Source organism: Sporosarcina sp. NCCP-2222, assembly GCF_023168145.1.
In the GTDB taxonomy this organism is placed as follows: Bacteria; Bacillota; Bacilli; order Bacillales_A; family Planococcaceae; genus Sporosarcina.
In genome coordinates this window covers 423,544-438,099 of record NZ_BQYK01000001.1, presented here as the reverse complement: position 1 = coordinate 438,099, position 14,556 = coordinate 423,544, and the positions used below count along the sequence as shown (strand labels likewise).

The window sequence follows — 14,556 nt, the reverse complement described above, 5'->3', positions numbered from 1 at the left end:
CATTGGGTATTATTTTTGCTGAAAAGTTTTGAAAACGGTCACAACATGACTTATACTACTCATATACGAATTGTTTAGGAGGGCGAAATAATTGCCGAAAATGGATGAAACACTAACCATGTTAAAAGACCTCACGGATGCGAAAGGCATTCCGGGGAACGAAAGAGAACCCCGTGAAGTGATGAAAAAGTATATCGAGCCGTTTGCGGATGAAATTGAACAAGACGGGCTTGGTTCTTTGATAGCCAAAAAGACAGGGGCTGCGGATGGCCCACGCATCATGCTTGCCGGCCATCTGGATGAGGTCGGTTTCATGGTGACAAAAATCGATGATAAAGGATTTCTGTCCTTCCAAACAGTAGGCGGCTGGTGGTCCCAGGTGATGCTGGCGCAGCGGGTGACGGTAGTGACAAGGAAGGGCGACACAGTAACAGGCGTCATTGGCTCCAAGCCGCCTCACATCCTATCAGCAGAAGCTCGGAAGAAACCGGTTGATATTAAAGATATGTTCATCGACATCGGAGCAAGCTCCAAGGAAGAAGCGCTTGAGTGGGGCGTATTGCCTGGCGATATGGTCGTGCCTTATTTTGAATTCACTGTCATGAATAACGACAAGTACTTGCTGGCAAAAGCATGGGATAACCGCATTGGATGTGCCATTGCGATTGATGTAATGAAAGCGTTGAAGAAAGAAAACCATCCGAATATTCTCTTTAGCGTTGGCGCAGTGCAAGAGGAAATCGGATTGCGAGGCGCAAAAACGGCTGCTGCAAAAATCCAGCCGGATATCGGAATTGCAGTGGATGTAGGAGTTGCAGGTGATACGCCGGGTGTAACTTCCAAGGAAGCTATGGGTAAAATGGGCGACGGTCCTCAAATTTTCCTGTTTGACGCATCGATGGTGTCCCATAAAGGACTTCGTGATCTTTTCGTCGATACAGCGGAAGAGCACGGCATCCCTTATCAATTTGAAGCGTTGGCAGGAGGAGGCACAGATGCAGGCTCCATCCACGTGAGCAACAATGGTGTTCCGTCCATTGCCATTTGTGTCGCAACAAGATATATTCATTCTCATGCAGCGATGCTCCATCGTGATGACTACGAAAATGCGGTCAAACTCATTGTGGAGGTCATCAAAAAATTAGATCGCGATACGGTAAACGAGATTACATTTAATTAAAATAAACGAAAAAGAAATCTTGCTCAGTTAGAGTAGGATTTCTTTTTTGTTTTTTTGAATAAGGCAGTTACCCGCTAACTAATTAATAAAAATTCATTTGACTTAATATTTATGCATGATTATACTAGAGTATACAAACTGGAAGGGAGAGATTGGCATGGTGAAATATAAGGAGAATTTCGTTGATATAGAGGGGAACTTGCAGGGGCGCGACCTGTTGAGTCTGTTAGATTTTAGCAGTGAAGAGGTTGCATACTTATTGCAAAAAGCGCATGATATGAAATCGAAAATGCAGAAGGGGATTATGCCTCCAGTGCTTGCGGGGAAGACGCTGGGCATGATTTTTGAAAAGCATTCGACACGTACGCGTATTTCTTTCGAAGTTGGAATGATTCAGCTTGGTGGGCATGCTATGTTCATGAACGCGAGAGATTTGCAAATTGGCCGTGGAGAATCCATCTATGATACCGGACATGTGCTTTCTGAGTATTTGGATGGGGTCATGATTCGAGCGAACTCTCATGAAATGGTGAAAGAACTGGCGCAGCACACATCCGTTCCTGTCATCAACGGTTTGACAGATCTCTTTCATCCTTGCCAAGCTCTCGCAGACCTATTGACGATTAAAGAAGTGAAGGGTTCTTTAAAGGGCTTAAAACTGGCGTACGTGGGAGATGGGAATAATGTAGCCCATTCCCTTGTAATAGCTGCAGCTCATATGGGAATGAACGTCTCTGTTGCCACTCCCACCGGTTATGAATATAACGAATTTTTATTGCAAAAAGCGAAAAAGCTGGCGGAGGATAATGGCGGGAGCGTCCTTGCTATGCAAGATCCGGTAATGGCTGTTCAAGATGCAGATGCTATTTATACAGATGTCTGGACTTCAATGGGGCAGGAGGGTGAATCGGAGAAACGGCTGCAAGACTTTGCGGGATTCCAGATCAACGATCAGCTTGTAGCGCACGCCAAATCCGATTATATGTTCCTTCATTGCCTGCCTGCGCATCGGGAGGAAGAAGTTTCAGCCTCTGTTATTGATGGGCCGAACTCGTATGTATTCCAGCAAGCGGGTAATCGGTTGCATGCACAGAAAGCGGTATTGGCTACATTGTTAGCGTAATGAAACAGCTATTCAAAATGGTGTTTCACCTTTCTGAAACGGAATTAGAATAATAAACAAAGCAGCAATGAAGGCGATCCAAACCAGAAAGAGTGGAGCTTGTCTCGTTATGTCTTATGAAACCAAACATCAATGAATGTTACTGCTGCAAACAGGATGTAGGCAAGGCCGAACCATATGACCCACACATTACCGGTAAATGCGATACCTTTCATCTCATAAATCGGCTTAAGAACATAGAGAGTGCCTGCTAATCCCACAGCTAAGAAAATAAAGATTTTTAACATGGATTGGATTACTTCTTTCAATAAGTTCATTGGTTCCCACTCTTTCTGTAAATGGTTACCATTTATTTTAGCTGATTGTTAGTTAGGAATCCATGATGAAAAAGAAAATATAAAAAAAGAGCCTTCAGGAAAAGTTCCGGCGGCTCTTTTCATTTTATTGCCCGGAAAACGCTTGAGCGATCTCTCCGGAAATCTTTTCTTTCTCCTGCTCGTCAGCGCGGTTCCAAAGCTTTTCAAAAAACACGCCGAGACCTGGAAGCATCTGTTCTTCGCCACGTTGAATGGCATCGTCCACAATGCCTTTAATGTCGTTTGCTGAGTTGTTTTTCATGTTTGCCGTAATGGCTTCACGAATTTGAAAGTTCATTTTTATTCAACCTCCTGCTATTAATGTGTTCAATCCATCGCCAACTATGCATCTTTTTGCTACACTAAAAAGAAAAAAGGATGTCTATGTACATGAAACGAATCGAATCTCGCCAGAATGCATTAGTGAAGCATTGGCTCAAACTAATAACAAATAAAAAAGATCGTGATAAATCGGGAGAATTTCTCATCGAAGGATTCCATCTTGTCGAGGAAGCCTTAAAAACGCAAGGTACTGTCCTTCATTTAATTGTGCGGGAGGATGTGGAACTGCCATCGCATTTCAAAGAGGCGGCTGTGCAGCAAATTGAAATACCAAGTGCAATCGCAAAGGAACTTGCTGAGACAGAGAATTCTCAAGGGATTTTCGCCCATTGTCGGCAACCTGAATACAACGAGGAATTATTTAGCGGTTGGAAAAAATTCCTGTTCATCGATGCAGTCCAAGATCCAGGAAATGTGGGCACAATGATTAGAACTGCAGATGCAGCTGGAATGGATGCTGTCATTCTCGGCCACGGTTCTGCTGACCTCTACAATCCAAAGACAATTCGATCTGCACAAGGATCTAATTTTCATCTCCCTGTAGTAAAAGGCAATCTAGAGGATTGGATTAAACGCGCCAAAGAAAACGGCGCTGCCGTTTTAGGGACTGGCCTTCATGAGGCTAAAGATTATCAAGCGATTCAAGCCCCGGCTTCATTTGCCCTATTAGTCGGCAATGAAGGAAGCGGTGTATCCGCAAATTTATTAAAGCAATCGGATGAAGTGGTTAAGATCCCGATTCTTGGCCAAGCGGAATCCTTGAATGTGGCGGTCGCGACCGGCATTCTCTTATATGCATATGCTGTTTCCGGAAACAGGTAAGGGGAATGTCGCAGATTTTGACGGTATCACGTGATGCTCCTAGTGTTGCCGAAAATATTTGATTCATGTATACTAAAAACTAAAGTGGAGGCGGAGTTTTTTTGTTGCACAGCAGCTCGGGCGTATGACCCCGAGTCTCTAGCCGCCGGCTGAATACAAATGTAAAAAGCGATGAGCGGGAAGAGTAGATGACATGCGGTCGTCAGGAAGTCTGTACCTTGACTGGAAGTACAGATCGATGCGCAGTGATTGAAGTTCACCCCGTTAGCTGCCGCCAGGACCAGTCTTCTGTAAAGGCGTGCCGGTGTAGGACCGTTATTCCAATGAAGTGATTATGCGCGTTTGCATAATAATCAGGGTGGTACCGCGATCTCGTCCTCGTCCCTTTTTGGGGGCGGGGCTTTTTTATTTTGAAAGGAGAATGACGATGGAACAGCAATTGCAGCAATTGAAAGAAGAAGCATTGAAAAAGATTCAGGATGCGCAGGGAGTCAAGGAGTTAAACGACGTCCGTGTTGCATATCTCGGTAAGAAGGGCCCTATCACCGATTTATTGAAAGGAATGGGAAAACTTCCTGCTGAAGAACGTCCAAAAATGGGGGCGCTTGTGAATGTCGTCCGTGAAACAGTTACCGAGGCATTGGAGTCCCGCATGGCTGTACTGGAGGAGGCGGCAATCCAAGCTCAGCTTGAAAATGAATCGATCGATGTGACACTGCCAGGACGTCCTGCGCCGGCAGGCAATCATCATCCGTTGACTCGTGTCGTGGAGGAGATTGAAGACTTCTTCATTAGCATGGGCTATGAAATCGCGGAAGGACCGGAAGTGGAGAAAGACTACTACAACTTTGAAGCGCTTAATTTGCCAAAAGGGCACCCAGCTCGCGACATGCAGGATTCGTTCTATATTTCAGAAGACGTTTTGCTTCGTACCCATACATCTCCTGTCCAGGCAAGAACGATGGAAGCCAAAAAAGGGGAAGCGATTAAAATTATCTGTCCAGGAAAGGTCTACCGTCGTGATAATGATGACGCGACCCACTCCCATCAGTTTACACAAATTGAAGGACTCGTTGTCGGGGAAAATATCCGCATGAGTGACCTGAAAGGCACCTTGGATTTGTTTGCGAAGAAGATGTTTGGAGCAGACCGTGAAATCCGTCTTCGTCCAAGCTTCTTTCCATTCACAGAGCCTTCGGTCGAAATGGATATTTCATGCTTCAAATGCGGCGGAGCGGGCTGCAATGTTTGTAAAAAGACGGGCTGGATCGAAATTCTCGGAGCCGGCATGGTGCATCCGAATGTATTGAAAATGGCGGGCTACGATCCATCCGTGGTGACAGGATTTGCATTTGGCATGGGGCCAGAGCGGATTGCCATGTTGAAATATGGCGTGGAAGATATTCGTCATTTCTATACAAATGATATCCGATTCATCTCGCAATTCAACCGGACGGAAGCGTAAGGAGGAGAACTGAAATGTTAGTATCTACAAAATGGCTCAGTAAATATGTAAATATCAATGGAATCGCCCCTGCTGATCTTGCAGAACGGATCACGCGAGCAGGTATTGAAGTGGACTCCATTATCGATCGCAGTCAAGGTATGACAAATGTTGTTGTCGGTCATGTGAAGGAGTGTGTCAAACACCCGGAAGCTGATAAATTGAACATTTGCCAAGTGGATGTAGGAGAAGAAACAACTCAAATCATTTGCGGCGCACCGAATGTGGCACAGGGCCAAAAAGTGATTGTCGCTCGTCCGGGTGCTGTTCTTCCGGGCGGAGTCAAAATCAAAAAAGCAAAACTGCGCGGTGAAGAATCAAACGGCATGATCTGCTCCCTTCAAGAGCTTGGAATTGAAGGAAAGCTTGTTCCGAAGTCGTATGCTGAAGGAATCTATGTCTTGCCTGAGGATGCTTTACCGGGAGAAGACGCTTTACCGCTTTTAGGCTTGGATGATACGGTTCTTGAATTCGATTTAACGCCCAACCGTTCAGACGCTCTCAGCATGCTCGGCGTGGCTTACGAAGTGGGTGCGATCCTTTCTCAAGGAATTGCGTTGCCTGAAATCAACTACGATCAAGCATCGGAAAAGGCAGAGGATCTCTTAAAGCTTCATGTGGAAGCGACTCAAGACAATCCAATGTACGTAGCAAAAGTGGTCAAAAATGTAACCATTGCGGAATCGCCATTATGGCTTCAAAACTATTTGATGGCGGCTGGCGTGCGCCCGCATAATAACGTCGTCGATATTACAAACTTCGTCTTGATGGAATATGGCCAGCCGTTGCACGCTTTCGATTATGACCGCCTTGGAACAGGGGAAATTGTTGTTCGCCATGCAACAGAAGGTGAGAAGATTGTCACACTTGATGATGCCGAACGAACACTTCGTTCCCATAATCTAGTCATTACAAATGGCACTGAACCGGTTGCACTCGCTGGCGTCATGGGCGGTGCCAATTCTGAAGTGCACGATGGTACGACGACAGTCGTTATCGAGTCGGCGTACTTCGCACCTGCTTCCGTCAGACAAACGTCCAAGGAAGTTGGCTTGAGAAGTGATGCGAGTGCGCGTTTTGAAAAAGGGGTCGATCCGAACCGTGTTCAGGAAGCTGCTGAACGTGCTGCCCAGCTGATCGTAGAATTGGCTGGCGGAGAAGTGCTGGCAGGTTCGGTCATCTTTGACGAACTCGAGAAAACGCCTGAACGCATTGTCGTCTCACCTGATTACATTAACAGCCGCTTAGGCATGAAAATTTCAATGGATGAAATGATGACGATTTTGAAGCGTCTCCAAATCCCGACAGACGCGGTCAACGGTCAACTGGTCATTGATGCGCCGACTCGCAGACAAGATTTGAAGATTAAAGAAGACATCATCGAGGAAATCGCACGTATGCACGGGTATGATGAAATTCCAAAGACGTTGCCGGTGACAGAGTCAGTGCCAGGAGGTTTAACGTCCTACCAGGCGAAACGGCGCGTCGTCCGCAATTTCTTAGAAGGAGCTGGCCTTTTCCAGGCAATCACGTATTCATTGACATCCAAAGAGCAATCACAGGCATTCGCACTTGAAACAGCTGAAACAACAAATTTGTTAATGCCGATGAGTGAAGAACGGAGCACATTGCGCCAAAGCCTAATTCCTCATTTGCTGGAGGCGCTGACGTACAATGTGGCACGTCGAATGGACTCCGTCGCACTATATGAAACGGGATCTGTATTCCTTGGAATGGAAGAAGACGGATTGCCAAAAGAGGTTGAACATTTGGCAGTAGCCATGACAGGCCAATGGGTGGATCATGCATGGCAAGGTGAGTCGAAGAATGTCGATTTCTTCGTCTTGAAAGGAATTGTCGAAGGCTTAATGAGCCGTCTTGGATTCTCCGATCGTCTTACATTCGAAAAGGCTGCAATTGCTGGCATGCATCCTGGACGTACCGCTGATATCCTTCTTGATGGAAACCGTGTCGGATTGATCGGCCAATTGCACCCTGCAGAAATGAAGAAGCGTGACTTGAAAGAAACGTATGTGATGGAAATGAACTTGGCTGATGTATTGAAGGCGGACACTGCAGAGCTGATTTATAAGCCGGTTCCACGTTTCCCTTCTATGACGAGAGACATCGCACTCGTCGTTTCTAAAGAGACGACTGCCGGAAAATTGGAGCATATCATCCGAGATGCTGGCGGCAAGCTTCTGAAAGGCGTCAAATTGTTCGATCTTTATGAAGGGACAAATGTCGAAGAAGGCAAAAAATCAATTGCGTTCTCTTTGACATACTTCGATCCAGAACGGACATTGACAGACGAGGAAGTCGTGAAAGCGCATGATAAAGTACTAACTGCATTAACTACAGAAGCGGACGCGCAGCTCCGCGGATAAAAGAATTGCCGCCCATGGAATAGGTTCCTGGGCGGCCGTTTTCATTGTTCATTCCACTTCATAGCCGATTTGCAGTCGCATGTTCATTTCTTTCTCTGATGTATCTGAATCATCGATGATAGAGAAATTGGCATAGCCCTCCATTGAATAATCACCTTTGGGGAATCCGCTATGGTCGATAATGGACTGGACAAAAACCACATAATCCTCATCGTCCTGGTTACTATATCCTCCTGCAAATTCATAACTTTCGCGATAAGGTTCTCCGCGTTTCAAGTTGGTGATAAGCAAGGGGGTATTCATCGCATAATCAACTGTATACCCTCTGGTCTTTTCATGGATCGGAAAGGAGAACGGGGAGGCGGCATGGGAGATCCGGATTTCTTCATTCTGTCCTACATAAGTCAATTCCGCATAAATCTCCGGTTTTTCGTATTCCTCGTACTTCTTCTTTTCTGAAACAAGCCGGAAAATGAAATCTCCTTCTCGCACTTCGTCTTCTTGTGGACTGTCTTGTAACTTTGGCGGAGCTGCAGCTGTATTTTTGGTTTGGCATGCCGTTAGCAGCAGGGCTGATAATAGGATCATTACAATCGCTCTCATTCTTATTCACCTCATCCATTGGTACGTAATGGACCGGGAATTGTTACTTCTTTTTCCGGGCAGCGATTTTCATTGCTTTTTCTCGATTGGCAAAGTGCCACTTGGATAACGATTTTAGTGTATTTTCTCCTTGGGACAACAGAATCCTGGCAGCGGCTTCATCCACTTTCGGGCCCGCGCCTTTAGGTAATTGAAAGCCGGTCAGAGAGCTGAGACGGTCCATTTCTTCTAGAAAAGCCACACGAGCGATGATGGAGGCTGCGGCAACTGCTACATGTAACCCCTCTGCTTTCGTGGAAAATAGTACATTCTCCCGGACAATTTCAGGAGCCGCTTTCAGATGGTTGTAATAGATGCCGCGCTCTGCAAACTGGTCAATTAGGATGTATTCCGGTTTTTCGTCTCCCATTTTCCGAAGGACATGTTTCAATGCCTGGTTATGAAGCAGCGCTTTTATTTTGCCTTGCGACCATCCTTTTTCTTGTACTTCGTTATACTTGTCATTTTTCAAGGTCAAGACAGAATAGAGGAGTGTTTCTTTCAGATCAGGTGCAATCTGCCTCATCCAATCGTCCGTCAATTGCTTGGAATCCTTTACACCCAGTTCCTTCACGAGTTCAATTTGCTCATTCCTGACAAAGCATGCACAAACCGTAATAGGGCCGAAGAAATCACCGGTTCCAGTTTCATCAGAGCCGACTATGGAAAGGTTGGCGAGATTCGGAGGCATCGTATCACCTTGCGTTTTCGTTTTTATACCGGCAGCTTTAGCGGGTAAATCTGATCCAGACCATCCCGCTGCTTCACGGGTTGAGCCGGCGCCTTGGAAGAGCACTTTTCCGGACTTATAAACAGTTATGGCAGTATCGTTCAGCTTGGCGGCAAAAACTACCCCAGGTGCATTTCGATGTATTTTATTGTTTTCATAATGCTTCATCAAACGGTTCATTTCTTCTTTTCCTAAAACGATCACTTGTTGGCTCATTTGCAACTTCCTTTCCCCATCTACTGACATATTGTACAATACTACAAGGTGGAATAACTATTGCTAGAGAAGAACCTATGGATGGCACATCCTTTATTCACAACCAAAATGGTTTCATGTTATGATGGGGTACAGAGTGCTGTACCGTACTTGTCCATTTCCTCTGTTCGGTTTGGGGAACTGTTTCATATTATTTGATCATCAATGGCCGCAGCGCCTGTTGAATCGGAATCGGGAGGTCGGATTATTGGAAGACGAGCAGAAGACGCGCGTTTCGGTCGATATTTTTGGGCAGACATATACGATAGTCGGCGATGAATCTAGCAGCCATGTCCGTCTCGTTGCCTCCATGGTCGACGATAAAATGCGTGAAATCAGTGCCCGGAACCCTTATTTGGATAGCGCCAAAATTGCGGTTCTGACTGCAGTAAACAGCGTGCATGATTATTTGCTGTTGAAAGAGAAGATCGAACGGTTGGAAGAAGAATTGAATAAGTTGAAGGGTTGACGGACGTTTATGCTTGATTTAATTATTGTGTTCCTCCTGCTCGGAGGATTGATCACCGGATTCAGACGTGGCTTGGTCGTGCAAGCCATTCATATGACAGGCTTCATTATTGCGCTGATTGTCGCTTACATATACTACAAACCGCTGGCTGAAAAATTTGTCCTATGGGTTCCTTATCCAGGGGTAACCGCAAATTTGAAGCTGAGCTGGGCTGTCGAGCAGATCGATTTAGATGAAACCTTTTACCGGTTGCTTGCCTTTGTCCTCATTTTCCTTGCTGTGAAATTCGTGTTGCAGCTGATCGCATCGATGTTTGATTTCCTGAAGTTTTTGCCTGTGCTAGGTTTTCTTGCACGTTTTGGCGGAGCGGCGTTAGGATTTGTGGAGTTCTATATTTTGATATTTTTTGTTCTCTATGTATTTGCCATGATTCCGATAGATTTCGTGCAGGGAATCATTGATAACTCTATTTTAGCCAATACGATGTTTGAACATACTCCGATCATTTCAGAGACTGTGAAAAAATGGTGGTATATTTATAAAAGTTGACGGCTTCCCCGACGTGAGGGAAGCTTTTTTTGAAGGGACATATGGAGGAGGCTGATTTTGTTGAATAAGAAAACAATCATCCGGACGTTTGAAAAGATTGCTTTATATATGGAGTTGCTTGGGGAAAATCCTTTTAAAGTGGGGGCATTTCGTAAAGCAGCCAATGTGTTGGAATTGGACCCGAGAAGTTTATCCGAAATGGATGATATTTTAACTTTGAAAGGGATTGGCAAGGGCACAGGCGCTGTCATCATTGATTTGCTGGAAAAAGGTGAATCCGATTTGCTGAAAGAATTGGAAGAGGAAGTGCCAAAAGGATTGATTCCTTTATTGCGCATCCCTGGACTGGGTGGAAAGCGGATTGCGAAATTACGAGAGGCACTCGGAATTGATTCCGTGGAATCGCTGCGTGCAGCCTGTGAAACGAATGAAGTAAGTAAATTGCCCGGCTTTGGTAAGAAGACGGAAGAAAAGATCTTACATGAAATTGAGCAATTGGGCACGCGAAAAGGCAAACTCCCGGTTTGGCAAATTGAGCAAATCGTCTTCTTCATCGAGGAGGAATTGCGCCAAATCGCGGACATTCAACGGTTCTCGGTAGCGGGCAGTTTTCGCCGCGTAGAAGAGGAGAGCAGCGACGTCGATTTCATTATCGTGACGGACAAGCCTTCCAGTGTCAGGGAGGCTATCCTGGCAGCACTGCCTGTCGAAGAGGTGATTGCTGCCGGGGATGCGAAGTTATCAGTAACGCTAGATATGACGGATCTAGTCGATGCGGATTTCCGCTTTGTGACAGACGAGCAATTCGCCACCGCAATCCATCATTTTACCGGTTCCAAAGATCATAATGTGCGAATGAGGCAAATCGCCAAATCCCGAGGCATGAAGATTAGTGAATACGGTGTTGAGCTTGAAGATGGGAATGTCCTAACGTTTGATTCCGAAAAGGAATTCTTTGCTCATTTCGGTTTGCCTTTCATTCCGCCATCGCTACGAAAGGATGGCAAGGAAATCGACAAAGCAAACGAATTGGACGGTCTCATTTCACTTGCTGACATTCGTGGGGATTTCCATATGCATACGACATGGTCGGATGGAGGCTATTCGATTCGTGAAATGGTGGAGGCGTGCCGCAACAAAGGCTATTCGCATATCGTCATTACCGACCATACACAATACTTGAAAGTGGCAAACGGGTTGACGCCTGAACGGCTTAGGGCACAAATGGCCGAAATCCATGAATTGAATGAGGAATATACCGATATTGAAATTTTTACCGGGACAGAAATGGATATTTTGCCGGACGGACGGCTGGATTTTGAAGATGATCTGCTGGAAGAGCTTGATTTCGTCATCGCATCAATCCATTCCAACTTCAATCAAAGCAGAGAACAAATCATGGAGAGGCTGCATTCCGCTATTTCCAATCCCCATGTTGATATGATTGCTCACCCGACCGGAAGAATTATCGGGCAAAGAGAAGGCTATGATGTGGATGTGCCGCAACTGATTGAATGGGCCAAGCAATACGGTAAAATCCTGGAGCTGAATGCCAATCCGCATCGTTTTGATTTGGCTGTTGATTATTTGGCGATGGCGCAGGAGCAGGAGGCAGGAGTAAAAATAGCGATTAATACGGATGCTCATGCGACAGATCAGTTACGTTACATGGACATCGGCGTTCGATACGCACAAAAAGCATGGTTGAAAAAAGAGACGGTCGTCAATACATGGCCGCTGGAACAATTCATCCGTGACATTATACGGAAGTGAAAGGAAGTGTAAAGACATTGGAGAAACGTGTCTTGAAAACACTTGAATTTGATAAAGTCAGAGCGCTTGTGGCAGGGCATTGTACTTCCACGGCGGGTCGGACACACATAGAGAGGCTTGTGCCGGTCAGCGATTATGACCGGGTTGTCCAATTATTAGAAGAGACCGATGAAGGGCTGGCTATTTTACGAGTGCGAGGCAATGTGCCGATGGGCGGGATCAGTGATGTGAAACCGCATGCAAAACGTGCACAAATTGGCGGTATGCTCAGTGCCTATGAATTGATGGAAATCGCCAATACGATACGGGCCAGCCGGATCCTGCGCCAGTTTATTGAATCGGTTAATGAAGATGAGGATATTTCAATCCCACATTTCATGGAGAAAAAGGAATCATTGCCAATCCTTACGGGACTAGAGCATGAAATTAACCATGCCATTGATGACAACGGACATGTTCTCGATAGTGCATCCAGTACACTGCGGTCCATCCGCCAAAGCTTGCGCATTCAAGAAGGCCGGGTGCGTGAAAAACTGGAAAGCTACACACGTGGGCGAAATGCCTCTAAAATGCTTTCCGATTCGATCGTCACGATACGAAACGATCGGTACGTTATTCCGGTGAAATCGGAATATCGATCCCATTTTGGGGGAGTCGTCCATGACATGTCCTCTTCGGGTCAGACGCTATTCATTGAACCGGACGCCGTTGTACAAGCGAACAATGAAATTCGGACGTTGAAATCAAAAGAACAGGATGAGATTGAAAAAATCCTTCTTGCTTTGTCTGCAAAAGTGCAAGAAATAGCCCATGAGCTATTCGTTCTCGTCGATGTGCTGGCAGAAATCGATGTCATATTGGCGAAAGCGAAATATGGAACGGCTAATAAATGCACGAAGCCTGCTGTTAACCAGGAAGGCTACATTCGACTCGCCAAAGCACGCCATCCACTGATTCCTGCGGATGAAGCGGTAGCCAACACGATTGAATTTGGGAAAGACATTACGACGATCGTCATTACAGGACCGAATACAGGCGGGAAGACCGTTACATTGAAAACGGTCGGCCTCTGCACCTTGATGGCACAAGCCGGCTTGCCGATTCCTGTTTTGGACGGTTCTGAAATCGCCGTGTTTAATTCGGTCTACGCTGATATCGGAGACGAGCAGTCCATTGAACAGAGCTTGAGTACCTTTTCTTCTCATATGGTGAATATCGTTGATATCCTGAAAAAATTCGATTCGCAATCATTGTTGATTTTTGATGAGTTAGGATCAGGGACCGATCCGCAAGAGGGAGCGGCCCTCGCTATTTCCATTTTGGATGAAGTGCACGGGACAGGTGCGAGAGTCATGGCTACAACGCATTATCCGGAACTCAAGGCATACGGTTACAATCGGCCAGGCGTGGCAAATGCGAGTGTGGAATTTGATATCGATACGCTTAGCCCGACCTACCGATTGCTAATTGGTGTACCAGGACGAAGCAATGCGTTTGAAATTTCAAAACGGCTTGGTCTTGGCGAACATATCATCAAGCGTGCCAAAGGATTTACGGGCACAGATCGTGGCGAAGTAGACTCGATGATCGCTTCCCTGGAATCCAGCCGGGTCCAGTCGGAGAAAGATGCCGAACGGACACATGAGCTTTTATTGGAAACGGAACAGTTGAAGCAGGAGCTCGAAAGCAAGTTAGCTGAGTATGATCAATTGAAAGATCGGCTAGTTGAACAAGCGAAAGAAAAAGCGAAAAAGATTGTGGATGAGGCTCGGTCAGAATCCGAATCAGTCATCTCTGAATTACGTGCTCTCCGTTTGAATGCCGGAGCAAGCGTCAAGGAACATGAACTGATTGAAGCGCGTAAACGGCTGGAAGGCGCTATGCCTGCCGAGGAAAAGAAGAAAGTGAAAGCAAAAGCGGCACCGCGTCCATTGCAGCCGGGCGACGAAGTGAAAGTAGTCACATATGGGCAGAAAGGGACGCTGGTTGAAAAAGTGTCCGACAAGGAATGGGTTGTCCAAATCGGCATACTAAAAATGCGTCTGGATCAATCCGTTCTCGAATACAGCAAACCGGAGAAAGAGAAGGAACCGGTCGTTTCCGCTTCCGTAAAAGGAAGAGATTCATACGTGAAGCTCGAACTGGATTTGCGCGGGGAGCGCTATGAAGACGCCATCCATCGCACGGAAAAATATTTGGATGACGCATTGCTGTCAAATTACCATCAAGTATCGATTATCCACGGGAAAGGAACTGGCGCATTGCGTCAAGGAATCCAAACCTACCTGAAGAATCACCCACGCGTAAAGAGCTATCGATTTGGCGAAGCGGGTGAGGGAGGTCACGGGGTGACAGTCGTTCAGTTGAAATAGGTACTATTTCGCTTCATTTTTGAAACCTTTCGCTCGCTTATCCGTATAGGAT

13 protein-coding genes and 1 other annotated feature are annotated in these 14,556 nt (G+C 46.1%); of the genes, 9 read left to right on the top strand and 4 right to left on the bottom strand.

Features of this window, described 5'->3' with window-relative positions:
* The first annotated feature begins 91 nt into the window (after window positions 1-91).
* Together NCCP2222_RS02395 and argF are read left to right on the top strand one after the other, a co-directional pair.
* Window positions 92-1,180, top strand: coding sequence for a M42 family metallopeptidase (locus NCCP2222_RS02395; RefSeq protein ID WP_248509248.1), 1,089 nt, complete (start codon window positions 92-94; stop codon window positions 1,178-1,180).
* Window positions 1,181-1,337: 157 nt separating this feature from the next.
* On the top strand, window positions 1,338-2,303 hold the full coding sequence (gene argF / locus NCCP2222_RS02390; protein WP_248509246.1) for an ornithine carbamoyltransferase: 966 nt from the start codon (window positions 1,338-1,340) through the stop codon (window positions 2,301-2,303).
* Between the two features lie 107 nt (window positions 2,304-2,410).
* Here argF and NCCP2222_RS02385 read toward each other — a convergent pair whose 3' ends face one another.
* Together NCCP2222_RS02385 and sspI are read right to left on the bottom strand one after the other, a co-directional pair.
* Entirely contained in the window at window positions 2,411-2,620 is a 210-nt protein-coding gene (locus tag NCCP2222_RS02385) for a hypothetical protein (RefSeq protein WP_248509245.1), read from the bottom strand.
* Between the two features lie 124 nt (window positions 2,621-2,744).
* A complete protein-coding gene (sspI, locus tag NCCP2222_RS02380; RefSeq protein WP_238082466.1) occupies window positions 2,745-2,957 on the bottom strand; it encodes a small acid-soluble spore protein SspI in 213 nt (70 codons plus the stop codon).
* Window positions 2,958-3,049: 92 nt separating this feature from the next.
* Here sspI and NCCP2222_RS02375 point away from each other — a divergent pair, with 92 nt between their 5' ends.
* The 3 genes from NCCP2222_RS02375 to pheT all read left to right on the top strand — a co-directional run bounded on the left by NCCP2222_RS02375 (window position 3,050) and on the right by pheT (window position 7,714).
* A complete protein-coding gene (locus NCCP2222_RS02375) occupies window positions 3,050-3,823 on the top strand; it encodes a TrmH family RNA methyltransferase (RefSeq protein ID WP_248509243.1) in 774 nt (257 codons plus the stop codon).
* 162 nt (window positions 3,824-3,985) lie between these two features.
* Window positions 3,986-4,212, top strand: a binding site (T-box leader).
* A 38-nt stretch (window positions 4,213-4,250) separates the two neighbouring features.
* Window positions 4,251-5,288, top strand: a complete 1,038-nt coding sequence (gene pheS / locus NCCP2222_RS02370) for a phenylalanine--tRNA ligase subunit alpha (RefSeq protein WP_248509241.1) — start codon at window positions 4,251-4,253, stop codon at window positions 5,286-5,288.
* A 14-nt stretch (window positions 5,289-5,302) separates the two neighbouring features.
* Entirely contained in the window at window positions 5,303-7,714 is a 2,412-nt protein-coding gene (pheT, locus tag NCCP2222_RS02365) for a phenylalanine--tRNA ligase subunit beta (RefSeq protein ID WP_248509236.1), read from the top strand.
* A 48-nt stretch (window positions 7,715-7,762) separates the two neighbouring features.
* Here the strand turns inward: pheT and NCCP2222_RS02360 are convergent, their stop codons facing one another.
* Window positions 7,763-8,317: a hypothetical protein gene (locus NCCP2222_RS02360; RefSeq protein ID WP_248509235.1), complete on the bottom strand. Its 555-nt coding sequence runs from the start codon at window positions 8,315-8,317 to the stop codon at window positions 7,763-7,765.
* A 43-nt stretch (window positions 8,318-8,360) separates the two neighbouring features.
* Window positions 8,361-9,302, bottom strand: a complete 942-nt coding sequence (rnhC, locus tag NCCP2222_RS02355; protein ID WP_248509234.1) for a ribonuclease HIII — start codon at window positions 9,300-9,302, stop codon at window positions 8,361-8,363.
* A 247-nt stretch (window positions 9,303-9,549) separates the two neighbouring features.
* On the opposite strand from rnhC, the gene zapA reads away from it, so the two are divergent.
* The 4 genes from zapA to NCCP2222_RS02335 are packed head-to-tail and all read left to right on the top strand — an operon-like array spanning window position 9,550 to window position 14,504.
* Window positions 9,550-9,810 (top strand): cell division protein ZapA, encoded by a 261-nt coding sequence (gene zapA / locus NCCP2222_RS02350; RefSeq protein WP_248509233.1) that lies wholly within the window; start codon window positions 9,550-9,552, stop codon window positions 9,808-9,810.
* A gap of 9 nt (window positions 9,811-9,819) precedes the next feature.
* Window positions 9,820-10,359, top strand: coding sequence for a CvpA family protein (locus NCCP2222_RS02345; RefSeq protein WP_248509232.1), 540 nt, complete (start codon window positions 9,820-9,822; stop codon window positions 10,357-10,359).
* Window positions 10,360-10,419: 60 nt separating this feature from the next.
* Window positions 10,420-12,132 (top strand): DNA polymerase/3'-5' exonuclease PolX, encoded by a 1,713-nt coding sequence (gene polX / locus NCCP2222_RS02340; protein WP_248509229.1) that lies wholly within the window; start codon window positions 10,420-10,422, stop codon window positions 12,130-12,132.
* Window positions 12,133-12,149: 17 nt separating this feature from the next.
* Window positions 12,150-14,504 (top strand): endonuclease MutS2, encoded by a 2,355-nt coding sequence (locus NCCP2222_RS02335; RefSeq protein WP_248509228.1) that lies wholly within the window; start codon window positions 12,150-12,152, stop codon window positions 14,502-14,504.
* Window positions 14,505-14,556: the final 52 nt, after the last annotated feature.